This is a genomic window from Amycolatopsis sp. NBRC 101858, from assembly GCF_030269325.1.
In the GTDB taxonomy this organism is placed as follows: Bacteria; Actinomycetota; Actinomycetes; order Mycobacteriales; family Pseudonocardiaceae; genus Amycolatopsis; species Amycolatopsis ponsaeliensis.
The window spans coordinates 325133-348965 of the sequence record NZ_BSTD01000006.1 but is presented as its reverse complement, the minus strand read 5'-3'; the positions used below and the strand labels follow the sequence as shown (position 1 = coordinate 348965).

The window sequence follows — 23833 nt, the reverse complement described above, 5'->3', positions numbered from 1 at the left end:
ACTACGTTCGAGGAAGGGCGGCGGGTTGCCGGCTTAAGGAGGATTTAGGACTGGGGTACCAGTTTGAGCGAAATGGAGTTGATGCAGTAGCGCTGGTCGGTCGGGGTCGCGTAGCCCTCGCCCTCGAACACGTGCCCGAGGTGGCTGTGGCAGGAGCCGCAGAGCACCTCGATGCGCTTCATGCCCATGGCGCGGTCTTCGCGCAGCAGCACGGCGTCGGAGTCGGCGGGGTCGTAGAACGACGGCCAGCCGCAGTGGCTCTCGAACTTCGTGTCGCTGCGGAAGAGCTCGGCACCGCACGCGCGGCACTCGTAGACGCCGGTGGTCTTGGTGTCGGTGTACTCACCGGTGAACGGCCGTTCGGTGCCGGCCTCGCGGAGCACCGCGTACTCCTCGGGGTCCAGCTCCGCCCGCCATTCCTGCTCGGACTTCACGACGCGTGGGGTGGCGCCGACAACGGGTTTCATACCTTTCACCCGCTCCACGTTACGCCGCGAGCCACGCCAAGGCGTGCACCACGATGTCCCATGCGGCGACTATCACGCCGAGCACGATGAGGACCACGATCAGGGCCGACACCCAGTACCGGAGCCCGCCGAGGCGGTTGCTGGAATCGGCGAAGTCGGACACGCCGTCCAGCGCCGCTTCGATGGTGTAGTTGGGACCGGATCGCTCGATCCGGTCGAGGTGCTCGGCGAACGCGCGCGCCTCCGGGTCGTACGGGTCCAGGCCGACCAGATCCTCGTGGAAGCGAGGATTCTGGCCCGGCAGCGAAGCTCCGTTGTCGGCCATGCTTCCACGGTAGGCCATCCGCGCCCGTCAGCCCACCAGCGGCGCGTTAAGTCTCGGAGACCGTCACGTCTGGGGGAGCCGGCTCTCGCCGGTGATCTTCAGGTCGCCGCCGCCGGAGTCGACCACGCGGACGATCACCTGCTGGTTCGAGCCGTCCTTGAACTTCAGGGTGATCTGGATGTCGACCGACCCGTCGGGCTCGTTGGCGCGCTTGTAGGCGTTCGCGCCGCCGTAGCCGTTCATCGGGTGCTGGGCCCAGTAGGTCGCGAACTGGCTCTGGTCGCCGTACAGCGCCTGCGCGTCCGGGGTCAGCAGCGCCCAGGCGGCAGCGGGGTTGCCGACGTTTTGGTAGAAGTCGATGACCTTCTGCCCCGCGGGCTGCCACTCGACCTTGCCGTTCGAGGAGACCGGCTGCTGGGAAGTACTGCTCGGCGCGGTGCTCGGCGGGGTGCTGCTGACGGTCACGGGCACCTTGGGCGTCGTCGGGCCCGCTTGGTTGCTGCCGGTGCCGCCGCCACCGGAGTTGACGACCAGGAAGACGATCACCGCGACCACGACGACCGCGGCGCCCGCGCCGGCGAAGATCGCGTACTTGCGCTTGTTGTCCGGCTTCGGGGCGTTCGACGAGTACTGGGGCGCCCTGGCCGTCGGCGCGGCCGCGGGCATCGGCCTGGGCGGGGTGTTCGGCGGTGCGGCCGGGGACCGCATCGGCATGAACGCCGCCGTCGGGCGCGGCGGGTTCGACGGCGCCTTCTTGCCCGCGGGCACCGGCGTGCCGACCGGCGGCGACGACGGCGCGGGCTGGTCGGTGCGCTGCCACGGCGGGCGGTCGCCGCTCTCGGCGGGTGCGGCCGGCTTGCGGCCCGCGTTGCCCGAGAGCAGCGGCGGCGACGCCGACATGCCGCCCGGCTCGGTGCGGGCCAGCGCGGCCAGCCGCTCGCGGGCCTCGGCCATGCTGGGCCGCTCGCCCGGCTCGCTGCGCAGCAGGCTCATCAGCAGCGCGGTGGCCGCGCCCGCCTGCACCGGCGGGTTGATCTGGCCGTTCGCCGCCGCGTAGAGCAGCGCGAGCTGGTTGGTCGTGTTGCCGTACGGCGTGGTGCCCTCGATCGCCTGGTAGAGGGTCGCGCCGAGGGCGAAGACGTCGGAACTGGGCACCGGGTCGGCGCCGCGGGCCAGCTCGGGCGCCAGGTAGGCGGGGGTGCCGCCGATCAGGCCGGTGGCCGTGAGCGTCATGTCGCCGGCCGCGCGCGAGATGCCGAAGTCGGTGATCTTCGCGGTGCCGGTCTCGTCGATGAGGATGTTGCCCGGCTTGACGTCGCGGTGGACGATCCCGGCGCGGTGCGCGGCCACCAGCGCGGACGCCACCTGCTCGCCGATGCGGGCGATCCGGCCGAGCGGGAGCGTGCCCTCTTCGGAGAGGATCGTGGAGAGGCTGGGCCCGTTCAGGTACTCCATCACCAGGCACGGGTCGCCGTTGTGCTCGGCGATGTCGAACACCACGATCGCGTTCGGGTGCTGGAACCGGGCCGCGTTCTTCGCCTCGCGCATGGCGCGCTGGCGCATGTTGTCGCGCTCGGTCTCGGAGACGCCCGGCTGGGGGAGGATCTGCTTGATCGCGACGTCGCGCTCGAGGCGCACGTCGGTCGCGCGCCACACGACTCCCATGGCACCGCTACCAATGTGCTCGACGAGGCGATAGTGCCCGGCGATCAGCTGACCGGTGTCGATGGCGACTGCTCCTGACGAAATTCCCGGTGATGGTGGCCCTGCTCAGCGCGTTTCCGGTTCGCGCACCCGATCGAGTGTAGCGGTCGGCCCGGTGCTGTTCGCGTCAGCCAGCCGGTCCGGCGGGCTCCGGTTCGGGTACCGGCGCCGCCGGGGCCCGTTTCCGGAACACCTTGACCAGCCCGATCGCCCCGGCCAGCGCGAACGCGCCGTAGCAGGCGAGCAGCGCGGGCGGCGTGTCGCCGGTCAGGGCGTCGCCGAGGACGACCACGGCGACGGTGCCGGGCACGCTCCCGAGCAGCGTACCGGCCAGGTACGGGACCGGCCGCACGGACGACACGCCGCAGAGGTAGCTGAACGGCGCGAACGGCACCACCGGGATGAGCCGCAGCGAGGTGATCGCGAGGACGCCGCCGTCGGAGAGCCGGTCGTTGACCGTCCGGACGGCCGCCCGGTGCAGGTGCCGGGTGACCAGGTCACGGCCGAGCAGCCGGGCCAGGCCGAAGGACAGGCCGGCCGCGACGGTGGTGGCGGCCAGGCCGATGGTGATCCCGGCCGTGGTCCCGACCAGCAGGCCGGCGGCCAGGTTGAAGACGGTGCGGGGGATCGGCGCGACGGTGAGCAGCGAGTACGCGACGAACAGCACGAGCGGGGTGGCGGGCCCGGTGGCGGCGGCCCAGGCCCGGAGCTCGGCGGGCCCGGGGATCGGCAGCAGCACCGCGGCGGCCACGAAGAGGGCGACCACGGCGAGCGCGACGATCAGCTTGGTGCGGCCGGACACGTGTTCGAGCCTACCGGCGGTCCGCCACGGGCCTCCGTCACGTCCGCCGGCCGCCGGGCAGTTCGCGAGCGCCGGGCGGGGCGATCACCGCTAGCGTGGCCGCATGCCCAAGCACGGTGACCCGGTCGAGTACGAGGTGGGCGGGCGCACCGTCCGCGTCTCGAGCCCGGACAAGGTGTACTTCCCCCAGCGCGGCATCACCAAGCGGCAGGTCGTCGAGCACTACATCGCCGTCGGCGGGCCGCTGCTGCGCGCGATCGGCGAGCGGCCGACCACGCTGAAGCGCTACGTCGACGGCGTCGAGGGCGAGTGGTTCTACGCCAAGCGCGTGCCCAAGGGGGCGCCGGACTGGCTCGAAACCGCCGAGATCACCTTCCCGTCGGGCCGCAAGGCCGCCGAGGTGTGCCCGACCGAGCCTGCCGTCTTCGCGTGGGCGGCCAACCTGGGCACGTTCGACTTCCACCCGTGGCCGGTCCGCCGCGCCGACGTGGACCACCCGGACGAGCTGCGCATCGACGTCGACCCGCCGGACCGGGCCGGGTTCGCCGACGCGGTCGAGGTCGCGCAGGTGGTCCGCGAGGTGCTGGCCGACGCGGGGCTGACGGGCTACCCGAAGACCTCCGGCGGCCGCGGGGTGCACGTGCTGGTCCGGATCCGGCCGGAGTGGGACTTCGTCGAGGTCCGCCACGCGGTGATCGCGCTGGGCCGCGAGGTCGAGCGCCGGATCCCGGAGAAGGCGACGATCGCGTGGTGGAAGGAGGAGCGCGGCGGCCGCGTGTTCCTCGACTACAACCAGGCGGCGCGCGACCGCACGGTGGCGTCGAGCTGGTCGGTCCGCGGCACCCCGCGCGCCACGGTGTCGACGCCCCTGACCTGGGACCTCCTCCAGGAGGTCGACGCGGACGACTTCGACGTGCTGACGATCCCGGCGTTCCTGGAGTCCCACGGCGACCTGCACGAGGCGATGGACGCGGAGGCGTTCGGCCTGGAGAAGGCCCTGGAGTGGTACGAGCGCGACCTGCGCGACCACGGGCTGGGGGACATGCCGTACCCACCGGACTACCCGAAGATGCCGGGGGAGCCGAAGCGGGTCCAGCCCAGCAAGGCGCGGCCGGAGGAGTGACGTCACGGCTCGCGGCAGCTGACCGCCGTCACGCTCGCCTTGGGCACGACCTTGGTGTTCTTGGTGCTCACGACGGTGCGGTCGACGCGGTAGGAGGAGCCGCCTTGCGAGTAGGCGGTCTCGATCAGCTCCCCGGAGCTGTCTCCCGAGATGCTGTAGGTGATGTCGCACTCCCAGAGCAGGGTGCTCGCGCCGAGGAAGGCCAGCTTCGGTTCGACGACGACGTTGCAGCCCGCCGAGCCGAAGCACTGCTTGGAGACGACCGCGAGGTCGACGGAGTAGTCCTTCGCAGTGGGCTCGGGAAGCGCGGGCTCGGTGGTGGTCGGCGCGGCGTAGGCCGGGATCGAAGGGCTGGTGGTGGCGGGCACGGCGGCGTCGCGAGGCCGGACCCCGCCGTCGGTGGGCTCGAAGACGCTCTGCCCACGGCGTCCGGTGTTACTCAGCGGCACCGGGATCCCCTCGATCGATACCGTATGTAATCAAAGCCACAACCGTGCCGCCTGCCACTTCCGTGGTCGAAAACTCGTCAAAGGCTGAATCGAAACCCGGCCCCGGAAAACGCGGAGTGATCACCTCACTCCCCGCTGTCGCCTTTCGGGTCACAAATGGCGTACGGCCGCCTCGGTGGTCTCGACCACCGGCTCGAACGGCGTAACGTGCGGTCCCGGATCGACGACTCCCCGGAGACATGTCCTGGGGCGAGTTCGAGGGAGGCCCTCAGTGGACGACCTGATCGCTTTCCTCGCCGCGCGCGTGGGCGCGCGGCAGGCGATGATCATGCAGGCCGTCAACAAGGCCAAGGCCGGTGACGCCATGAACCGCGGCGAGACGAAGGTCGCCGTGGAGCAGAAGATCCGCGGGCTGACCGACCTGGATCTCGACGCGGTCAACCAGATGATCAACGAGATCGAGGCGACCCGGCGGATCCTGCTCGCGCACCGCACCACGGTGTCGGAGAAGGTGCCCGGTTTTCCGCTCTACGGCAGCGAATACTGGTGTGAGACCTGCCACGTGCCCGCCGACGAGGCCGGCTCCAACTGGTGTCTCACGCTGCGCCTGCTGGCCCTGCCCTACACCGACCACCCGGACTACAGCGAGCGCTGGCGCCCCTGACGGGAATCCCGTTCCGCGCCGGGCGTTGCACCCGGGGTGAGGATCTCCGTGCTCGACCGCTCGCCGGTGCGGCGTGACGGCGGGACCGCGCGGGCGCTGAGGGACACCGTCGCGTTCGCCGCCGACGTGGAACGGCTGGGCTACCACCGGTTCTGGGTCTCCGAGCACCACGGCGTGCCCGGGGTCGCCGGGTCCGCGCCGACCGTGCTGGCCGCCGCCGTCGCGGCCGCGACGAGCCGGATCCGGGTCGGCACCGGGGGTGTCATGCTGCCGAACCACCGGCCGCTGGTCGTCGCCGAGCAGTTCGGGGTTCTCGAAGCGCTGTACCCGGGCCGGATCGACATGGGTCTCGGCCGGTCGGTCGGCTTCACCGTCGGTGTCCGCGAGGCGCTGGGGCACGGCAAGGAAGCCGCCGACGACTTCGGCGCGCAGGTCCGGGAGCTGCTCGGGTTCTTCACCGGCGAACACGGGCACCCGGGCGTCCACGCCTACCCGGCCGAGGGGCTGCGCGTGCCGCCGTTCCTGCTGGCCACCGGGTCCGGCGCCGACCTCGCCGCCGAACTCGGGCTGCCGCTGGTGATCGCGCCCGTCCGCGGCGAACGCGCCCTGGCCGAAGCCGTGACGCGCTACCGCGACGGCTTCCGGCCGTCCGGGTGGGCACGGGAGCCCTACGTCGTCGTGTCCTCCGCGATCGCCGTCGCGGACTCGGCGGCCGACGCGCGCCGGCTGCTCGTCTCGGAGGCCTGGGCGACGGTGTATTCGCGCTCCCACGGCGTCTTCCCGCCGCTGTCGCCGCCCGCGGAGGTCCTGGCCCTGCCGATGACCGACCGCGAGCGCAGGCGGCTCGAGGACACGCTGGACGGCCAGATTTCGGGCACGCCGGCCGAAGTGGAGGACCGGCTGATGGCGCTCGTCGAGGCCGCGGGCGCCGACGAAGTCCTCGCCACGACGGCCGCCTACGACCAATCCGCGCGGCTCGATTCTTTCGCCGCGCTCGCCGAACTCGCGGAGCTTCGCGCGCCCATTTCGTGAGTGGATCTCGAATTGTGCCGGTACCACGTCGAGATATTTCCGATGGCTTTTCCGCTATGGTTTTCCCGTGACTGCCGGGTCGGCCTCGAGCCGTGAGCAGACGGGGTACCCGGCTGAGCCGTGACCTCCGGGCGGGCCCGTGGCCCGCCGCCTCCCGCACGTTGTCCGTCATCGGACCGTGCGCGGGAAGGAGGTGAATCGCATGTCCCAGTGGCAGGAGTTCGTCGCGGCCCACGCCGAGGGCGGGGTGCTCGACGGCGTCGTGGCCCGGGTGGTCCCGTTCGGCGCGTTCGTCGAGGTCGCGCCCGGTGTCCACGGCCTGTGGGTGACCGAAGCGGCGCCGGGGCCGGGTAGCCGGGTGACGGTCCGCATCGAGTCCATCGACGGGGAACGCCGCCGATTCAGCCTGGTGCAGGCGTGACGTGAGCCGGGTGAGGCAGGGCGCCCTGCCTCACCCGAGCACGAACGGTAGCCGCGCGGCCAGCTCGCCCAAGGCCGCGCGCTCGGCGTGCGTCGGGGCTCGGCGGCCCGTCGCCACCAGCAGCACATCCGCGTCCGGGAACGACGCCGGGAACGCCGTCCCGGCGATCTTCTCCAGCATCGAGCGCGTCGCCGCCAGACCCTCCGCGGGCGGCGGAGCGGCCGAAGGCACGTGCGTCACCAGGTCCAGGTGGTGCAGCGTCCACTCCAGCACGTACGCCGACAGGTAGTCACCCGCCGTCAGGACCATCTCCTGCGTCGACACCCGCATGCCCGGGTCCGCCAGGTCGGCCGCGCGGCCCGCCGCCGCGCCCACGTCGTCGAGGTGGAACTTCAGCAGCGCCGGGTCCTCGTAGGCCGTGGCCAGGCGGATGATCAGGGCGTCCAGCGGGTCGTCGCCCGAAGGCGGCTCGGACGCCACTACCCAGTACGTCACCGCGTCGTGCGTCACCGCCGAGGACGCCGGGGTCACCAGCGTGATCAGGACGTCCTGCGCGTCGATCACCAGGTGGCACACCAGGTCCCGGACCAGCCACCCCCGGCAGCCGGACGGCTTCGCGAAGTCCTCGTCGGGAAGGGCGGCGACCGCGGCGCGCAACGCCGCCCACGTGCGCGAGAAGAGGTCCACGCCGGCGAAGCTAGCAGGGTCTACAGCCTCAGCTGCAGCTGAGTGAGAATCCGCTGGGCCGGGTCGGCGAAGTCCACTCCGGACACTTCGGCGGCGCGCCGGACGCGGTAGCGGACCGTGTTGGGGTGGATGTTCAGGACCCGGGCCGCCGCGCGGACGTCGCCGAACGCGTCGAGCCACGCCAGCACCGCCGGGACCAGGATCCCGCCGTGCTCGGTGTCGTGCTCCACCAGTGACGTCAGCCGCGGGTCGCGGATGCGGGGCTGCCCGCCCAGGAACGCCAGCACCTCCGACAGCAGCACCTCGGCGCGGACGTCGGCCAGCGAGGCGACGTCGGCCGGCCAGTGCCCGCGGACCATCGCCGCCAGGACGCGGTCGGCGTCGCCCCGGGACGCGGCCGCGTCCGACAACCGGGGCACCACACCGCCGAGCGCCGCCCGCACCGGGACGTCCAGGTGCCGCCGCGCGGTGCCGACGATCTCCTTGGCCAGTGCCAGCACCGCCGCGTCCGAGTGCTCGGGCAGGTCCGGCAGCAGCGCGTAGACGCGGCCGCCGATCACGCTCACCAGCGCGCTGCGCCGGTAGGCCGCCGTGTGCACGGCGATCAGGTGCACCAGCTCGGCGCGCCGCAGCTGCCGGTTGTCCGATCGCTCCAAGGAAAACGCGAGCACCTGCGCCGGCCGGGCCGGGTCCGCGCCGATGTCGTCCGCGACGGACTCCGCGTCCAGCCGCCCTTCCAGCAGGCTCGCCAGGAGGTCTTCCCGCAGCCGCAGCTCCGGGCTGGGCAGCGTGCGCGCGCGGATCAGCTGCGGCGCCAGGGTGCGGCTCGCGCCGAGCAGGGCCGTCTCGGCGCTCTCGGTCAGCGGCTGGGCGCCTTCCTGGACCCAGATCGTGCCGAGCGGCTGCTTGCCCGCGTGGATGCCCGCCGCGATGCGCCGGCGGATGCCCAGCTCGGGCCGCTCGTCGATCCGCACGATCCCTTCGCCGGCGCGAAGCCGCTGGTAGACGCCCCATTCGCGCAGCATCGCGAGGTAGCGTTCCGGGCCTTCGCGGCCGAGGATCGACAGCCGCCGCAGCTCGTCGACCTCGTCGCCCGCCCGCGAGTAAGCGAGCACGCGGTTCGCCGTGTCCTCGATGCTGACCAGGCCGCCGGTGAGTGTCGCGATCGTCTGGGCCAGGGCGAACAGGTCGCCGAGCACCTCGCCGCTGGCCGCTTCGCCGCCCGCGCGCGCCGCCTCGACGACCCCGCGGGCCAGCGACTCCACCTGTTCCCAGCGCGCCTCGGCGCCGACGGTGAGCAGCGCGATGCCCGCGTCGGCGGCGACGTCCGCGCCCGTCGCGCCCTTGACCGCCACCGCGGCCGCCCCACCGCGCCCGGCCGCGCGGATCGCGGGCGCCGCCGCCCGGCCGCGGGCGCCGATCACCAGCACCAGGTCGCCCGGCCCGGCTTCCAAGGGGTCTTCGGGGTCGAGGATCACGACGTCGCCGACCGGGACGCCGAGGCCGTGCGGGGCCACGACGACCTCGACGAGCGGCTCGCCGAGCGTCGCCAGCACGTGCCGCAGCGACGTCATGCCGGGGTTATCCGGTCGGCCAAGATCATACGAGCGATTTTAGCCGTTCGGACAAGCCGCCGGACCGTGTCCGGAGTTACCGTTCGGGGCATCCAGACGTAGCAGGTAAGCAGAGGAGCCGCCGTGGACGCCGTGACCCAGACCCCCGCCCCGAAGAACGAGCCGGTGCTGACGTATGCGCCGGGCAGCGCTGAGCGCGCGGAACTCGAGGGTGCGCTCAAGCGGCTGGGCCAGGCGGAACCCGTCGACCTCACGGTCACCGTCGGGGGCGAGCAGCGTCCCGGCGGCGGCGAGAAGATCGAGGTCGTCCAGCCGCACAACCACCGGCACGTGCTGGGCACCATCCACAGCGCCACCCAGCAGGACGCGACCGACGCCATCGCCGCGGCCGCGAAGGTCGCGCCGGAGTGGCGCGGGCTGTCCTACGACGACCGCGCCGCCATCCTGCTGCGCGCCGCCGACCTGCTGACCGGCCCGTGGCGTGCCACGCTCAACGCCGCCACCATGCTCGGCCAGTCCAAGACCGCGACCCAGGCCGAGATCGACGCCGCCTGCGAGCTCGCCGACTTCTGGCGCTTCAACGTCGAGTTCGGCCGCCGCGTCCTCACCGAGCAGCCGATCAGCTCGCCGGGCGTGTGGAACCGCCTGGAGCACCGCCCGCTCGAAGGCTTCGTCTACGCGATCACGCCGTTCAACTTCACCGCGATCGCCGGCAACCTGCCGACCGCGCCCGCGCTGATGGGCAACACCGTGCTGTGGAAGCCGTCGCCGACGCAGTCGTTCGCCGCGCACCTCACCATGCGGCTGCTCGAAGAGGCGGGCATGCCGCCGGGCGTCATCAACCTGCTGCCGGGCGACGGCAAGGCCGTCTCCGAGGTCGCCCTGACCCACCGCGACCTGGCCGGCATCCACTTCACCGGCTCGACCGCGACGTTCCAGCACCTGTGGGGCACGGTCGGCGCGAACATCGCCGGCTACGGCTCCTACCCGCGGCTGGTCGGCGAGACCGGCGGCAAGGACTTCGTGCTCGCGCACCCGTCGGCCGACGTCGACGTCCTGCGCACCGCGCTCGTCCGCGGCGCCTTCGAGTACCAGGGCCAGAAGTGCTCCGCCGCTTCGCGCGCGTACGTCCCGCGCAGCGTCTGGAACCAGGTCAAGGACGGTCTCGTCGCGGAGACCGAGGCGCTGTCCTACGGCGACGTCACCGACCTGTCGCACTTCGGCGGCGCGGTGATCGACCGGCGCGCGTTCACCAAGCACGCGGAGCTGTTCGACCGCGTCAAGAGCGACGCTTCGGTGGAGGTCCTCACCGGGGGCACCGCCGACGACGAGGACGGCTTCTTCGTCCAGCCGACGATCCTCGTCTCGGACAACCCGAAGCACGAGATCTTCTCGACCGAGTACTTCGGCCCGATCCTGTCGGTGCACGTCTACGAAGACGGCGACTTCGACGCCGTGCTCAAGCTCGTCGACGAGACGGCCGCGTACGCGCTGACCGGCGCGATCATCGCCAACGACCGCACGGCCGTGGCGAAGGCGTCCGAGGCGCTGCGGTTCGCCGCGGGCAACTTCTACGTCAACGACAAGCCGACCGGCGCGGTCGTCGGCCAGCAGCCGTTCGGTGGTGCGCGGGCCTCGGGCACCAACGACAAGGCCGGCTCGATCTTCAACCTGCAGCGCTGGACCAGCCCGCGCTCGATCAAGGAGACGTTCGTCCCGCCGACCAGCGTCCGTTACCCGCACCAGGGCTGAGGAGGTTCCGTCATGTTGCGCGCTCCGTTGCTCGCCGCCGCCCGCTCGAAGGGCATCCGGCGGCTCGTCGAAGCGGTGCCCGCCACGCGATCCGTGGTGCGCCGGTTCGTGGCCGGGTCCGAGACCGCCGACGCCGTCCGCGTCGCCAGGGAACTGGCGGCGGACGGCCGGCGGATCACCCTCGACCACCTGGGCGAGGACACCACCGACGCCGCGCAGGCCGCGTCGACCGTCGCGGCTTACGAGGCCGTGCTGACCGCGCTGGCGGCGGAAGGGCTCGCCGACGGCGCGGACGTCTCGGTGAAGCTGTCGGCGGTGGGGCAGTTCCTGCCGTCGAACGGCGAGGACGTCGCCTTGGAGAACGCGCGGAAGATCTGCGCGGCGGCCGACGCGGTCGGGGCGACCGTGACGCTCGACATGGAGGACCACACCACCACGGACTCGACGCTCGGCATCCTGCGCGAGCTGCGCGGCGAGTACCCGTGGGTCGGCGCGGTGCTGCAGGCCTACCTGCGGCGCACCGAGCAGGACTGCCGGGAGCTGTCCGGGCCGGGCTCGCGCGTGCGGCTGTGCAAGGGCGCCTACGCCGAGCCGGAGTCGGTGGCGTTCGCGGAGAAGTCCGAAGTGGACAAGTCCTACGTCCGCTGCCTGCGCGTCCTGATGGCGGGTTCCGGGTATCCGATGGTGGCGTCGCACGACCCGCGGATGATCGAGATCGCCGCCGCGCTGGCCGACGAGCACGGCCGGAAGGACGACGACCACGAGTTCCAGATGCTCTACGGCATCCGGCCGGAGGAGCAGGCCCGGATCGCGGCGTCGGGCTCGCGCATGCGCGTCTACGTGCCCTACGGCGACGAGTGGTACGGCTACTTCATGCGCCGGCTGGCCGAGCGGCCGGCGAACCTGGCGTTCTTCCTGCGTGGGCTCGCGACGCGGTCCTGAGACACGGCGAAGGCCGCCCCGGGTGTTCCGCGGGCGGCCTTCGCCGTGTGGTGGTGGTCAGGCCTGTTCGGCCTCGGCTTCGGCAGCCTTGCGCTTGACCTCGTCCATGTCGACCTCGCGAGCCTGCTTGATGAGCTCTTCGAGGGCGGGCTCGGGCAGCGCGCCCGGCTGGGCGTAGATCAGCGTCTTGTCGCGGATGATGGCCAGCGTCGGGATGGAGCGGACGTCGAAGGCGGCGGCGAGCTGCTGCTGCGCTTCGGTGTCGACGCTCGCGAACACGAGGTCGTCGTGCTTCTCGGAGGCCTTTTCGTAGACCGGCGCGAACTGACGACACGGGCCGCACCAGCTCGCCCAGAAGTCGATCAGGACGAACTCGTTGTCGTTTACCGTCTGGTCGAAGTTCTCGGCAGTCAGCTCAACGGTGCTCATGCCCTGGTCAACGAACCGGGTGCGGCGGGAATTCCCGGGGCCGGGGTAGCGTCTGCACCGAGCAACCGTACGAGGAGGAACTCATGGCCGACGGCGAAATCCTGGGCCGGATCGACGAGCTGATCGCGGAGGAGCACGAGCTCCGGTCGCGCTCGGTCGGCGTCGGGCTGAGCGGCGGCGACAAGGATCGCCTCACCGCGGTCGAGCAGCAGCTCGACCAGTGCTGGGACCTGCTCCGGCAGCGGCGCGCGAAAACCGAGTTCCACGAGAACCCGGACGAAGCCGCGGCCCGCCCGGTCTCCGAAGTCGAGTCCTACCGCCAGTAACGACGTGATGGAAGGGGCGACACGCGTGATTCAGAGGTCGACACGCGTGATGGGAGGGTCGACACGGCACTGACACCGTGTCGACCCTCCCATCACGAGAGATGACCCTTCAATCACGCGTGCTGACCCTTCCAGCACGGGTCAGGCGGGGCAGAGGGTGCCGTCGGCGGGGATCTTGCCGTCGACCAAGAACGCGCGGGTCGCGTCGGTGACGCACGGGGACGTGCCGACCGCGCCGTGGCCCGCGCCCTGCCACGTGATCGTCACCGCGGACGGCATCTGGTCCGCCGCGCGGGTGCTGCCGAGCTGGGGCGTCACCGGGTCGGCCGCGGTGGCCGCGACCAGGATCGGCGGGGCACCCGGCCCGCCCGCCGGGGGCAGCGGCTCGGTCCGCACCGGCCACGGCCCGCACCAGGCCAGCTGCTGGGCGACGACCGCGCCGAACTGCGGGTACTTCGCCCGCATCCCGGCCACGACCTGGTCGAGCTGGTCCGCCGAGAGCCGCGTCTGGCTGTCGTTGCAGCGGGTCGCGATGGTGGCGTCGAGCCGGGACGGCTGCGCGCGCGAATCGTGCAGCGCCGGTGTGGCGAACGCCGTCAGCGGCGCGATGTTCCCCGACCGCGCCGCCGCGATCGCGTCGGCCAGCTCCGGCCACCGCGACCGCTGCGCCAGCCCCGAGTAGACGGCGAACATCGCGACCCCCGGCCCGAACGCGACGCCGTCCTCGGTCAGCGGCGCGATGTTCTGCCGCAGCTGCCCGGTGAGCGTGGCGAGGGCGGCCTTCGGGTCGCCGAGGGTGCACTTGCGCGCGGCGCAGTCCGTGGCGAAGGCGTCCAACGTGGACTGGGCGCCGGCGGCTACCGCGTCCAGCACCGCGGCGGTGTCCGCGCCCGGGTCGGGGACGCCGTCGAGCACCATCCGGCCGACCTGCCCGGGGAAGCGCACCGCGTACTCGGCGAGGACCTTCGAGCCGTCACCGCGGCCGAGCGCGGACAGCCGTTCCATGCCCAGCTGCTTGCGCAGTTCGTCGAGGTCGCCGGCGGTGCGCCAGCTGTCCAGCGCGGTCTGGGAGTCGTCCAGCTCGATCGCGCACTGCTGCCCGGCCTTGCGCGCGGCGTCCAGCACGTCCTGCAGGTCGCCCTGGGCCGGGTCGGCGTCGATCAGGTCGTGCCGGATCTCGGGGGGCACGCACTGGACGGCGCCGGAGAGCCCGGTGCCGCGCCGGTCGAGGCCGATCAGCGAGAACTTCTCCAGGAACGCCGGCGGCAGCGTCGCGGCCAGCCGCGCGGCGTAGACCGTGCCGGGTTCGCCGTCGACGTCGTTGACCACGACCAGCGGCACCGGCCCGGACCCGACCTTCAGCGCCAGCAGCCGCACCACCGAGCGCCGGGCCTCGCCGGGCGCGTCGAGCGGCGCGGTGACCCGGGCGCACGTGAAGTGCAGCGTGTCCGGGACGGCCGGGGTGCCGATCCGCTGCCGGGTGTCGTCGTCGCAGTCGGCCCACCGCAGCGTCGGCGACTGCGGTTCGCCCAGCGGCGGCAGCGGCACGGCGGGCGTGCCGCTGGGCGCGGCGGCCGTCGTCTTGCCGTCGTTCTCGACCAGGGCGGGCCGGACCGACGGGCCCGCGGCGCAGCCCGCGGCGGAGGCCAGGGCGAGCAGCGCGACCAGGAGACGGGAACGGCGGCGGCGCACGGGCGAGGTCCTCACGTCGATCACAGGCATTGCACCGCCGAGCTTTGCACGACAGGTGTGGGACGCGGGTTAGCGGGTCCGCACGACCTGGCCGCGGAACACGGCGTCGAGGTCGTAGCGGGCCGGTTCCTCCAGCTGCGTGTAGTCGCACGACGCGGGTTCGCGGTCGGGGCGCCACCGCTTGAACCGCGCGTTGTGCCGAAACCGCGACGGCATCCCGCCTTCGGTGTTCTCGTAGGCGACCTCGACGACGCGCTCGGGCCGCAGCGGCACCCATTCGTGCTCGGTGGCGCGCCAGCGGGTGATGCCGCCGGGGATGCGCTGGCCTTCGCCCTGCGCGCGGCCGCCCCAGGGGTGGTCCTCGCCGTCGGTGACCAGCGGCGCCAGCTCCTCGGCCAGCTCACGACGGCGGTCCTTCGGGAACGACCCGACGGTGCCGACGTGGTGCAGCACCCCCTTTTCGTCGTGCAGGCCCAGCAGGAACGACCCGACGAGTTCGCCGGGGCCGCCGTCGACGTGCCAGCGCAGCCCGGCCAGGACGCAGTCCGCGGTGCGCAGGTGCTTGTACTTGTGCAGGACGCGCTTGCCCGGCGTGTACGGCTCGTCCAGGGGCTTGCCGATGACGCCGTCGAGGCCCGCGCCCTCGAACAGCTCGAACCAGTGCCGCGCGGTGGCCGCGTCGGTGGTCGCCGGGGTGAGCGGGAACCGGTCGCCGGCCAGCTCGACCAGCCGCTCGCGCCGGGCCGACGTCGGCTCGTCCAGGAGCGACTCGTCGTCGAGCGCGAGCACGTCGAAGGCGACGAACTCGGCGGGCTGCTCGGCCGCCAGCAGCGTGATCCGGCTTTCCGCGGGGTGGATCCGCTCGGTGAGCGCGTCGAAGTTCAGCCGCCCGCCGCGCGCGACGACGAGCTCGCCGTCCAGCACGACCCGCGGCGGCAGGATCTCCAGCAGCCGCGAGACCGCTTCCGGGAAGTACCGATTCAACGGCTTTTCCGCGCGGGACTGCAGGTACAGCTCGTCGCCGTCCTTGAAGACGATGCAGCGGAAGCCGTCCCACTTCGGCTCGAACAGCAGGCCCCCGGAGTCCGGGATGGCCTTCGCGGGCTTGGCGAGCATCGGCTTCAGCGGCGGCTGCAGCGGTAGGGGCATGCGGGCATTCTGCGGAAAGTCACCGCTCAGCGCACGCGTTTCGCCGCGCTCGTGTCGAGTTCGAGCCGGACGGCGGTGGGCAGGACGTCGAGGCCGAGCGACTCGCGCGCCCTGGTCAGGACCCGCGCGTCCAGGTCTTCCCAGACACCCTTGAGGTCGGTGCCCTCGTGCAGCCACAGGGTGACGCGCAGCGCCGGGGACGTCCGCGAGCCGACCGCGCGGACCCGGGCCCGGCTGACGCCGTCGAGCTGTTCCGCGTCGGCCTGGACCGCGCCGGAGATCGCGGCGGCGGTGACGACGAGCTCCGCGCCCTCGGTGCGGTCGAGGTCCACGTCGGGCCGCGGTTCCGGGCGCAGCGAACGCAGCGTCCCCCGCAGGCCGAGCACGAGCAGCAGGACGCCGAGCACGATCGCGACGATCCGGGCGGGCGTGGCGTGGCCGCCGAGCCAGTCGAGGGCCATCGGGTCGAGCAGCGGGCGGCGGCCGCGGAACTCGCCGAGCACGCCGAAGCCGACCACCAGGGCGAGTGCCCCGCCGGCCAGGGCCAGCAGCCCGACGAGGAACGCGAGCGTGCGTTCGCCCGCGTACGAGCGGGAAAGCGCCTTCGCGGCGGCTGACTTCCTCATCGGCGGTCCTTGGGGGAGTCGACGACGACCGAGACCTTCGGCCGCCGCACGAGCGGGACGTCGTCGAGCAGCGCGGACACCGTCGCCAGCAGGCGCGGCCGCAGCTCGCCCTCGGTTTCGAGGGTGCTCTTCGCCCGGACGCGGACGCGGCGGGCGCTCGCGGTGACCGTCGCGCCGGCGACGTTGTCCTGCGCGCGCACGGCGAGCCCGACCAGCCGGGCCAGCGAGCGCGGCGACGTCGAGACGCTCACGTCGTCGGCCGGGTCGGTGAGCCGGATCGCGCGGCTCCCGGCGGCGAGCGCGCACAGCAGCAGGACCAGGCCGGCGGCGGCGATCACGCCGGCACCGACGCGCACCGCGTAGGCGTCCCAGCCCAGCGACGCCAGTTCGGCCTGCCAGCGCGGCCACGGGACCAGCAGCGGGCCCGCGCCGGGGCGCCACCAGTGCCAGCCGACTTCGAGCGCGAGCAGCGCGCCGGCGGCCGCGAAGGCCAGGGCGAGCAGGGTGGACAGGAGGCGGACGAGCGGGCGCACGGCTACCGCACCCTCGGCGGCACGTCCGGCAGGAGCGCGGACACCGTCACGGCCAGGGTCCGCACGTGGTAGCCGGTGAGCAGCTCGACCTCGCCGGTGACCTTCTCCCGCACGACGTCGACGACCGTCCGCACCGGCGCCGGGTACTGCAGCGCGAGGTCGAGTGCGAGGTCGACGTCGTTGTCGAGACCGCCGACCTTGGCCTTGGCGCCCTTCTTGCCGTCCCGGGTGGTGCCCGGGACCTGGTCGGCGGCGTGCTGGGCGATCTTGCGCACCACGGCGTGCCCGATGGTGAGGGTGCCGCGCTCGGCCGGTTCGGCGAGCTCGCGCGGCACGTCCAGGACGCGGCTCACTTGTCGCGGCCCTTGCCGAAGAGCTCGCCGAGGTCGAGTTTGCCGTCGAGGACCCGGCCGGCGACCAGGCCGATGATGCCGACGGCCAGGGTCACCAGGAACGCGGTGAACCCCTGGGTCGCGGCCAGGCCGAGGATCAGCCCGGCCAGGAGCCCGGTCTGCGTTGCGTTCACATGTCCTCCTAGGACGGTCCTTGGACGGTACGGGAGGTGCGCCTCAGCGCACCCGGGGCGGACGGCGGCGACGGCGGCGACGGCGGAACCGCGCCACGATGGCCGCGATCCCGCGGCGGTTCACGACGAAGCTGACCGGGGCGTCGTAGCGGGAGTCCACTTCGGACTCCCGGGCGGGCTCGGCGGCGGTGGGTTCGGCCGCCCGGAACCGGGCCAGCCCGGCCGCGAACACGGCCGGGTCACCGCCGACGTCCGGGTGGTGGGCGCGCACGAACGCCCGGAAGGCCGCTTTGCCCTCCGGGTCGTCCGGGTCGCGTCCGGTCATTCCACCCGCGTCGATTCGGGTTCTTCCTCGCCCGGCAGGTGGATGTCGTTGACGGAGATGTTCACCTCGATCACCTCGAGGCCGGTGATCTGCTCGACCGCGGTGATCACGTTGCGCCGCACCGCACGGGCGACGTCGGCGATGCGCGCGCCGTACTCCACGACGACGTCGAGGTCGATCGCCGTCTGCTTCTCGCCGACCTCCACCGCGACGCCGGCGGTCGTGACGGTGCCGGAGCCGGGGATGCGTTCGCGCAGGGCGCCGAGCGCGCGCGACACCCCGCCGCCGCCCAGGGCGTGGACCCCGGCGACCTCGCGGGTGGCCAGGCCGGCCACCTTCTGCACGACGACCGACGAGATCGTGGTGCGGCCGGCGGCGCCCTCCTCGTTGAGCGGGGTCACCGTGCCGGGGCTTTCGGTCCGTTCCGGGTGCATGCGTTCGGGCTCCTCTCGCGGCGGTCTCTCGCCCGTACGATGCCCGCGAAGACGCAATCCTCACGCAAGATCCCCCGATCGGGGGAACGGCTAGCCGGGGTGGACGTCCACGACGTGCACGTTCACCGTCGTAGCGGTGCCGAGCTGGCGGGACAGCTCGGCGGTGATCTCCTGCCGCAGCGCTTCGGCGGCCGCGTCGGCGGCGACGCCGAACCGGACCGACACCAGCACCTGCACGGCGTCGTCCTCGACCGCGACGGCCGAAACCCGCACCCCGCCGGGTGCCCGCTCGGTGGCGATCGCCGAGGCCAGCCGCGCGACGACGGTTTCGGTGACGCGCAGGCTGCCCGCCTCGCCGGGCACCTCCACCGCGGTCCGGCGGCCGCGCGCGACGGCCCGCAGGACGCGTTCGACCAGCCCGGGCGGGGTCGGCACGTGCCGCCGGGCGGCGGCGCGCACGGCTTCCCAGCGGGGGTCCCGCTCGGGATCCTGAAGCTCGGCCATCACCGCTCCCTCAATTCGGCGAGCAGCGCCACCCTGGCCCGGTGCAGCCGCGAGCGCAAGGCGCCGACGTTCACGTCGAGCACCTCGGCGACCTCTTCGTAGCTCAGGCCCTCCAGCTCGCGCAGCACCAGCGGCACGCGCTGGGACACCTCCAGCCTGCCGATCGCGCGCAGCACCGCGTCGACCTCTTCGGCCCGCACGACGCGGCCTTCGGGGCCCGGGACGGCCCCGGCGAGCAGCGCACTGTCCAGAGTGGACTGACCGTCGGGTTCCGGTGCGTCGAGCGAGATCGTGGGCCGGCGCCGCCGCAGCAGCGCGAGCGCGCTGTTGGTGACCACGCGGTAGAGCCAGGTCGACACCGCGGACTCGTGGCGGAAGGACGCGAGGGAGCGCCAGGCGGCGAGCCACGAGTCCTGCACGACGTCCTCGGCCTCGGCGGCGCTGCCGGTGATCCGCAGCGCGACGCGGTACATCCGCGGGGTGTGCTGCCGCACGAGCGCGCCGAACGCGGCGTCGTCGCCCGCCGCGGCCCGGGCGAGGAGGTCGGCGTCGTCGTTCACCCGGCGTCCCGGCGGTAGCGCAGGAACGTGAAGCCGTCCTCGACCAGGATCGATGCCAGTGCGAGCCGGCGCGGCACGACCACCGGTCCCGCGGCGATCCGGGCCGCCGGCCCGGCCACGAGCAGGGGCGCGACGGTCAGGCAGAGCTGGTCGACGAGGTCGTCCGCGACGAGCCTGCCGAACAACCGCGGCCCGCCCTCGCACGCGACCCGGCGCAGCCCGCGCGCGGCGAGCAGCTCGAGCGCCCGCCGGACGTCGACGTCGTCGGTGCCCGCGCGCAGGACCTCCGCCCCGGCGGCTTCGAGGGCGCCGGTCGGCGCGGACTCGGTGGTGACCACGATCGGGGGTACGACGGTCTCGGTGAACAACCGCGACGCCGGGTCCAGATCCGCGGTGCGCGTCACGACGGCGATCGGCGGGACACCGGCGAAGCCCAGCCGGCGACGGCGGTCCAGGCGCTTCGGGCCCGCGACGACCCCGCGGTAGTCCTCGGCGCGGGCGGTGCCGGCACCGACCAGGATCACGTCGGCGAGGTCGCGCCCGAGCAGGAAAACGCGCCGGTCGGCGGCGTGCGAGAGCCCCGCCGACGTCGTGTCGACCTCGACCGCGCCGTCGGCCGAGGAGACGAAGTTGACCTGCACCCAGGGGCGGTCCACCGCCGCCGGGTACGCGTAGATCTCCTCGAGGTCCACCCCGGTCAGTTCGCCCGTCGAAGAGGGCCACACGCTCCGCACGCGACAATCCCAGCACGGGCGTGAAGTGCGTCTCTACCGGGGGACAGGCCCGCTCACCGGCGTCCGGCGCGCGGATAGGCTCTGCGACCATGCCCGCGCACCTGGTGGACCGCCGACCCGAGCTCGGCGCCGACGAGCTGATCGGTGCGCTGGTGCCCCCGCCGCGCTTCGGCGCCGTCCGGTTCGACACGTACCTCCCGAACTCGGACGAGCCCAGCCAGGCCGCCGCGGTCGAGGCCTGCTCGGCGTTCGCCGCCAAGATCGGCGCGCGCAAGGAGAAGAAGCGGTTCAAGCTCTTCGGCGGGTCTTCGGAGCCGGCCGGGCCGATGGGCCTCTACCTCGACGGCGGCTTCGGCGTCGGCAAGACCCACCTGCTCGCCTCGACCTGGCACGCGGCGCCCTCGCCCAAGGCGTACGGCACGTTCGTCGAGCTGACCCACCTGGTCGGCGCGCTGGGCTTCCTCGAGGCGGTCCGGCGGCTCTCGGAGCACCGGATCCTGGCCATCGACGAGTTCGAGCTGGACGACCCGGGCGACACCACGCTGGTCACGCGGCTGCTGCAGGAGCTCATGAACGCGGGCGTGTACATCGCCGCGACGTCGAACACGCTGCCGGAGAAGCTCGGCGAGGGCCGGTTCGCCGCCGAGGACTTCCTGCGCGAGATCCAGACGCTGTCGGCCCGGTTCGGCGTGGTGCGCGTCGACGGCCCGGACTACCGCCACCGCGGCCTGCCGGACGCGCCGCCGCCGGTCACTCCCGACGAGCTGGAGTCCTCGGTCGCCGCGCACGAAGGGTCCACTGTGGACGACTTCGACGCGTTGTGCGAGCACCTGGCTTCCCTGCACCCGTCCCGGTACGGACGGCTGCTCGACGGCGTCACCCGCGTCCACCTGCGCGGCGTCCACCCGGCGCCGGACCAGAACGTGGCGCTGCGGCTGGTCGCGTTCGCCGACCGGCTCTACGACCGGGCCATCCCGGTGGTCGTCTCGGGTGAGCCGCTGCCGTCGCTGTTCACCGAGGAGATGGTGAACGGCGGCTACCGCAAGAAGTACCTGCGCGCGGTCAGCCGGCTGACCGCGCTGGCTCGGGACGCCGCTCCGGCCACGTGAGCAGCACGACGGCGACCGCGAACAGCGTCCCGCCGACCACGTCGGTGAGGTAGTGGTAGCCCATCCCGACGAGCCCGACGGTCGCGGCGAGCAGTGCCAGGGCGCTCAGCACGACGACGTACGCCTTGCGCGTGACGAGCACGAGCACGGTCAGTACCGCGACCAGGCTCACCGTGTGGCCGCTCGGGTAGACCAGGGTGTCGTTCTTCCACCGGTCGTAGAGCGGCTTCAGCAGCCAGCTCGTCAGCAGGATCGCCAGCAGTGGCGCGCCGAGCGCGAACGCGGCGTCGACCCGCCGCCCGGCGCGCAGGCACAGGACGACGGAAAGCACGCCGAGGGCGATCACCACGGACGGCTCGGTCGGCAGGACCAGCGCCCGCAGCACGCCGGGACTCAGGTCCGCGATCCAGCCGGCGACCGTCGCGTCGACGGCCCCGGGCGTGCTCCCGCCGGCGAACGGCAGCCCCAGCAGCACCGCGACCAGGCCGCAGGCGGCGGCCGGCACCCACATCGTCCTCACCCGCGAGAGGGTAGCTGTGACTCCGTGATGCACCCGTCTGCCACGATGCCGGGGAGGAGGATCGGATGCGCATCACGGTGGCGGGGGCCGGGATCATCGGCTTGAGCTGCGCGTACCGGCTGGCCGGTGCGGGACACGACGTCACGGTCGTCGCGGCGGCCCCGCCGGGGGAGACGACGTCGGCGATCGCGGGCGGGGTGCTGTACCCGCCGGTGCGCCGCCCGGACAAGCGGATCGTGCGCTGGACCGCCGAGACCCTGGCGGTGCTGCACGCGCAGGAGGCACCCGGGGTGCGCTTCCGCCGCGGCCGCGTCCTGCTGGCCCCGGGCGAACCCGAGCCGCAGTGGCTCCCGGCGATGATCGACCCGGTGCGCGAAGGCGGTCACCTGGTGTTCACGACGGCGCTGGTCGACCTGCCGGTGTACCTGGACTGGCTGCTCGCCCAGGTGGTCGCGCTGGGCGTGCGCGTGGAGCACCGGGAGTTGCGGTCGTTGGCGGACCTCGGCCCGGTGGTCAACGCGGCGGGCCTCGGCGCGGGCCCCTTGGCCGGCGACGGTTCGATGGTCCCGGTCGGCGGCCAGGTCGTGCACCTGAGCGACCCGGGCCTGACGGAGTTCGTGGTCGACGAGACGGGCCCGGGCGTCACGTACGTGATCCCGCACGGCAGCCACGTGGTGTGCGGCGGCACGGAGGAGCCGGGCCGAGGGGATCTCGAGCCCGACCCGGGCGTGACAGTGGACATCGTGCGCCGCTGCCGCGAGCTGGTCCCGGCGTTGGCGGGGGCGGAGATCCTGCGGTCCGCGGTGGGCCTGCGCCCGTTCCGGCCGGTGGTGCGGCTGGAGCGGGCGGGGGAGGTCGTCCACTGCTACGGCCACGGCGGTTCGGGGATCACCCTCGCCTGGGGCTGCGCGGCCGACGTCGCGGCTTTGCTGGCTTAGGTGGCCGAGAAGGCGGCGTGGTCGGCCTCGGTCCGGTCGGCGTACCGGACCGCGTACGCGCCCATCGCTTCGTCCAACTCGGAGTCGTCGGCGAAGTAGCCCGCCAGGAGCTTCGGGTGCAGTGAGCGGGTGTGGGCGCGGGCGAGCAGGGCGCCGGCCAGGCGGCCGTAGTCGTCGAGGTGGTCCTTCTCCAGCTCTGCCGGGTCGATGTCGCCCTTGAGGTTGCGGAACTGGCGGACGATGTACGGGACGCCGTCGATCGTGGTCCAGCCGAGCAGGACGTCGGTCTCGGCCTGGACGAGCCGGGCGCCGTCGACGATCCGGCGGCCTTCGTGGTCGGCTTCCGGCAGGTCGAGGTACGGCGCGAGCGCGGGCTTCTGGGCCTGTTTCACCTGCAGCACCAGGTCTTCGTCGTCGTTGCCGTGCAGCAGGGCGACGTAGCTGCGCAAGCCCACGCTGCCCGTGCCGACCACGCGGAAGGCGACGTCGGCGATCCGGTACCGCGCGATCAGCGTCCGCCGCGACTCGCGCAGGGTGTCCACATAGGACACCAGGCCGGCGGCGACGGCCTCGGCGGTCCGCTCGTCGACGTGTGTCAGCACCGGCGGGTCCTCGACGAACCGGTGGCGCGCCAGGCCGGTCTCGTGGTCGTCGACGTGCTCGGTCCACTTCGCGGCGACCTTCGCGCTGTCGTTCTTGCGGGCCTTCTCGGCGGCGTCGGCGAAGTCGTCGATCAGCTCGTCCGCGCGGGCCTTGGACAGCACCGAGGAGTCCGGCAGGGCGTTCCAGCTGCGCAGGAACGGCAGGTCGGCGAGCGCGCGGATGGTGCGCCGGTAGGACTTCACGGCGTCTTCGGCGGCTTCGCGGCAGCCGGACTCGCCGATGCCGCCCTCGCGGCCGGCGAGCACGAGACTGGCCGCGAGCCGCTTGAGGTCCCACTCCCACGGGCCCGGGACGGTCTCGTCGAAGTCGTTGATGTCCATCACGATCTTGCCTTCGGGCGTGCCGTAGAGCCCGAAGTTGGCGGCGTGGGCGTCGCCGCAGAGCTGCGCGGTGAGACTGGAGTCCGGCGTGCCGGCGAGATCGGCGCCCATCAGCCCGGCGGCGCCGCGGAAGAAGGTGAAGGGGGAGGCGAGCATGCGTTCCCGGCGCAGCTCGACGAGTTCCGGGAGACGTCCTCGGTTGCTGGCTTCGAAGTACTGGAGCGGCGTCGGCCGGTCTTCGGCAGCGGCCTCGTGGTCGTGCGCGGCGGCGGGAGTCTTGTCCCGGAGCCGCTTCCCCTGGTCGTACAGCTCGGCCGGCGTCACGCTGTCGGCGCCGACCAGCGGCCGTTCCACCCATTCCCCTGATCCCATACCGGGCACAACGTCCGAACGGGACGATCTGCTCCCGGGGCCGGGGGAGATCACTCGGGTGGGCCGACCTCGGCGGCGAGGGTGGGCACGCTCGTCACCCGGGCGCGAGGTTGGCGTGGAATCCACGCTTC

At 73.0% G+C, this 23833-nt stretch carries 30 protein-coding genes; 9 read left to right on the top strand and 21 right to left on the bottom strand.

Annotated features, from left to right (window positions below):
• Positions 1 to 44 precede the first annotated feature (44 nt).
• The 4 genes from msrB to QSK39_RS40800 form a co-directional block, all read right to left on the bottom strand.
• Positions 45 to 467: a peptide-methionine (R)-S-oxide reductase MsrB gene (msrB, locus tag QSK39_RS40815; RefSeq protein ID WP_285483172.1), complete on the bottom strand. Its 423-nt coding sequence runs from the start codon at positions 465 to 467 to the stop codon at positions 45 to 47.
• A gap of 19 nt (positions 468 to 486) precedes the next feature.
• Positions 487 to 792, bottom strand: a complete 306-nt coding sequence (locus QSK39_RS40810; RefSeq protein ID WP_285483171.1) for an aminotransferase class IV — start codon at positions 790 to 792, stop codon at positions 487 to 489.
• 63 nt (positions 793 to 855) lie between these two features.
• Entirely contained in the window at positions 856 to 2457 is a 1602-nt protein-coding gene (locus QSK39_RS40805; protein ID WP_502873351.1) for a serine/threonine-protein kinase, read from the bottom strand.
• 166 nt (positions 2458 to 2623) lie between these two features.
• Positions 2624 to 3298, bottom strand: coding sequence for a TVP38/TMEM64 family protein (locus QSK39_RS40800; RefSeq protein WP_285483170.1), 675 nt, complete (start codon positions 3296 to 3298; stop codon positions 2624 to 2626).
• A gap of 103 nt (positions 3299 to 3401) precedes the next feature.
• Here QSK39_RS40800 and QSK39_RS40795 point away from each other — a divergent pair, with 103 nt between their 5' ends.
• A complete protein-coding gene (locus tag QSK39_RS40795; protein ID WP_285483169.1) occupies positions 3402 to 4421 on the top strand; it encodes a DNA polymerase domain-containing protein in 1020 nt (339 codons plus the stop codon).
• Positions 4422 to 4423: 2 nt separating this feature from the next.
• On the opposite strand, the gene QSK39_RS40790 is transcribed toward QSK39_RS40795, so the two are convergent.
• Positions 4424 to 4870, bottom strand: coding sequence for a hypothetical protein (locus tag QSK39_RS40790; protein WP_285483168.1), 447 nt, complete (start codon positions 4868 to 4870; stop codon positions 4424 to 4426).
• A gap of 271 nt (positions 4871 to 5141) precedes the next feature.
• Here QSK39_RS40790 and QSK39_RS40785 point away from each other — a divergent pair, with 271 nt between their 5' ends.
• The 3 genes from QSK39_RS40785 to QSK39_RS40775 all read left to right on the top strand — a co-directional run bounded on the left by QSK39_RS40785 (position 5142) and on the right by QSK39_RS40775 (position 6987).
• Positions 5142 to 5534 (top strand): DUF6221 family protein, encoded by a 393-nt coding sequence (locus QSK39_RS40785; protein ID WP_155542325.1) that lies wholly within the window; start codon positions 5142 to 5144, stop codon positions 5532 to 5534.
• Between the two features lie 48 nt (positions 5535 to 5582).
• Positions 5583 to 6566, top strand: coding sequence for an LLM class flavin-dependent oxidoreductase (locus tag QSK39_RS40780; protein ID WP_285483167.1), 984 nt, complete (start codon positions 5583 to 5585; stop codon positions 6564 to 6566).
• Between the two features lie 202 nt (positions 6567 to 6768).
• Complete coding sequence (locus tag QSK39_RS40775; protein WP_285483166.1) at positions 6769 to 6987, top strand: S1 RNA-binding domain-containing protein; 219 nt, start codon at positions 6769 to 6771, stop codon at positions 6985 to 6987.
• A gap of 30 nt (positions 6988 to 7017) precedes the next feature.
• Here QSK39_RS40775 and QSK39_RS40770 read toward each other — a convergent pair whose 3' ends face one another.
• Together QSK39_RS40770 and QSK39_RS40765 are read right to left on the bottom strand one after the other, a co-directional pair.
• Positions 7018 to 7674 carry a maleylpyruvate isomerase N-terminal domain-containing protein gene (locus QSK39_RS40770; protein WP_285483165.1) on the bottom strand — a complete coding sequence of 219 codons (657 nt, stop codon included), beginning with the start codon at positions 7672 to 7674 and terminating at the stop codon, positions 7018 to 7020.
• Positions 7675 to 7694: 20 nt separating this feature from the next.
• Positions 7695 to 9248, bottom strand: a complete 1554-nt coding sequence (locus QSK39_RS40765) for a PucR family transcriptional regulator (protein ID WP_285483164.1) — start codon at positions 9246 to 9248, stop codon at positions 7695 to 7697.
• Between the two features lie 123 nt (positions 9249 to 9371).
• On the opposite strand from QSK39_RS40765, the gene pruA reads away from it, so the two are divergent.
• Positions 9372 to 11000, top strand: a complete 1629-nt coding sequence (pruA, locus tag QSK39_RS40760) for an L-glutamate gamma-semialdehyde dehydrogenase (protein WP_285483163.1) — start codon at positions 9372 to 9374, stop codon at positions 10998 to 11000.
• Positions 11001 to 11012: 12 nt separating this feature from the next.
• Positions 11013 to 11942 (top strand): proline dehydrogenase family protein, encoded by a 930-nt coding sequence (locus QSK39_RS40755; protein ID WP_285483162.1) that lies wholly within the window; start codon positions 11013 to 11015, stop codon positions 11940 to 11942.
• A 57-nt stretch (positions 11943 to 11999) separates the two neighbouring features.
• Here the strand turns inward: QSK39_RS40755 and QSK39_RS40750 are convergent, their stop codons facing one another.
• Positions 12000 to 12371, bottom strand: coding sequence for a thioredoxin family protein (locus tag QSK39_RS40750; RefSeq protein WP_093951826.1), 372 nt, complete (start codon positions 12369 to 12371; stop codon positions 12000 to 12002).
• Positions 12372 to 12454: 83 nt separating this feature from the next.
• Here QSK39_RS40750 and QSK39_RS40745 point away from each other — a divergent pair, with 83 nt between their 5' ends.
• Positions 12455 to 12697, top strand: coding sequence for a DUF2630 family protein (locus QSK39_RS40745; RefSeq protein WP_013224533.1), 243 nt, complete (start codon positions 12455 to 12457; stop codon positions 12695 to 12697).
• Between the two features lie 141 nt (positions 12698 to 12838).
• Here QSK39_RS40745 and QSK39_RS40740 read toward each other — a convergent pair whose 3' ends face one another.
• From QSK39_RS40740 to QSK39_RS40690, 11 genes are all read right to left on the bottom strand, one after another.
• A complete protein-coding gene (locus QSK39_RS40740) occupies positions 12839 to 14389 on the bottom strand; it encodes an alpha/beta hydrolase (RefSeq protein ID WP_285483161.1) in 1551 nt (516 codons plus the stop codon).
• Between the two features lie 69 nt (positions 14390 to 14458).
• Entirely contained in the window at positions 14459 to 15538 is a 1080-nt protein-coding gene (locus tag QSK39_RS40735) for an ATP-dependent DNA ligase (protein ID WP_285483160.1), read from the bottom strand.
• A gap of 26 nt (positions 15539 to 15564) precedes the next feature.
• Positions 15565 to 16164, bottom strand: coding sequence for an Asp23/Gls24 family envelope stress response protein (locus QSK39_RS40730; protein WP_285483159.1), 600 nt, complete (start codon positions 16162 to 16164; stop codon positions 15565 to 15567).
• A complete protein-coding gene (locus tag QSK39_RS40725; RefSeq protein ID WP_285483158.1) occupies positions 16161 to 16697 on the bottom strand; it encodes a DUF6286 domain-containing protein in 537 nt (178 codons plus the stop codon). The genes QSK39_RS40730 and QSK39_RS40725 overlap by 4 nt, the downstream gene beginning before the upstream one ends.
• A 2-nt stretch (positions 16698 to 16699) precedes the next feature.
• Positions 16700 to 17050, bottom strand: coding sequence for an Asp23/Gls24 family envelope stress response protein (locus QSK39_RS40720; protein WP_285483157.1), 351 nt, complete (start codon positions 17048 to 17050; stop codon positions 16700 to 16702).
• A complete protein-coding gene (locus tag QSK39_RS40715) occupies positions 17047 to 17223 on the bottom strand; it encodes a hypothetical protein (protein WP_285483156.1) in 177 nt (58 codons plus the stop codon). Before QSK39_RS40715 ends, QSK39_RS40720 begins: the two co-directional genes overlap by 4 nt.
• Before the next feature lie 43 nt (positions 17224 to 17266).
• Positions 17267 to 17548, bottom strand: a complete 282-nt coding sequence (locus tag QSK39_RS40710) for a hypothetical protein (protein WP_285483155.1) — start codon at positions 17546 to 17548, stop codon at positions 17267 to 17269.
• Positions 17545 to 17982, bottom strand: a complete 438-nt coding sequence (locus QSK39_RS40705; protein WP_285483154.1) for an Asp23/Gls24 family envelope stress response protein — start codon at positions 17980 to 17982, stop codon at positions 17545 to 17547. Before QSK39_RS40705 ends, QSK39_RS40710 begins: the two co-directional genes overlap by 4 nt.
• Positions 17983 to 18072: 90 nt before the next feature.
• Entirely contained in the window at positions 18073 to 18486 is a 414-nt protein-coding gene (locus QSK39_RS40700) for an Asp23/Gls24 family envelope stress response protein (RefSeq protein WP_285483153.1), read from the bottom strand.
• Entirely contained in the window at positions 18486 to 19046 is a 561-nt protein-coding gene (locus QSK39_RS40695) for an RNA polymerase sigma factor (RefSeq protein ID WP_285483152.1), read from the bottom strand. Before QSK39_RS40695 ends, QSK39_RS40700 begins: the two co-directional genes overlap by 1 nt.
• Positions 19043 to 19780 (bottom strand): pyrimidine reductase family protein, encoded by a 738-nt coding sequence (locus tag QSK39_RS40690; RefSeq protein WP_285483151.1) that lies wholly within the window; start codon positions 19778 to 19780, stop codon positions 19043 to 19045. Before QSK39_RS40690 ends, QSK39_RS40695 begins: the two co-directional genes overlap by 4 nt.
• A gap of 89 nt (positions 19781 to 19869) precedes the next feature.
• Between QSK39_RS40690 and zapE the strand changes: the two genes are divergently transcribed.
• Positions 19870 to 20889 carry a cell division protein ZapE gene (zapE, locus tag QSK39_RS40685; protein WP_285483150.1) on the top strand — a complete coding sequence of 340 codons (1020 nt, stop codon included), beginning with the start codon at positions 19870 to 19872 and terminating at the stop codon, positions 20887 to 20889.
• Here the strand turns inward: zapE and QSK39_RS40680 are convergent.
• Complete coding sequence (locus tag QSK39_RS40680; RefSeq protein WP_502873363.1) at positions 20843 to 21394, bottom strand: phosphatase PAP2 family protein; 552 nt, start codon at positions 21392 to 21394, stop codon at positions 20843 to 20845. The two genes, zapE and QSK39_RS40680, sit on opposite strands and share 47 nt — an antisense overlap.
• A gap of 80 nt (positions 21395 to 21474) precedes the next feature.
• Between QSK39_RS40680 and QSK39_RS40675 the strand changes: the two genes are divergently transcribed.
• Entirely contained in the window at positions 21475 to 22347 is an 873-nt protein-coding gene (locus QSK39_RS40675) for an FAD-dependent oxidoreductase (protein WP_285483149.1), read from the top strand.
• Here the strand turns inward: QSK39_RS40675 and QSK39_RS40670 are convergent.
• Positions 22344 to 23702 (bottom strand): DUF2252 domain-containing protein, encoded by a 1359-nt coding sequence (locus QSK39_RS40670; protein WP_285483148.1) that lies wholly within the window; start codon positions 23700 to 23702, stop codon positions 22344 to 22346. The two genes, QSK39_RS40675 and QSK39_RS40670, sit on opposite strands and share 4 nt — an antisense overlap.
• Positions 23703 to 23833 lie beyond the last annotated feature (131 nt).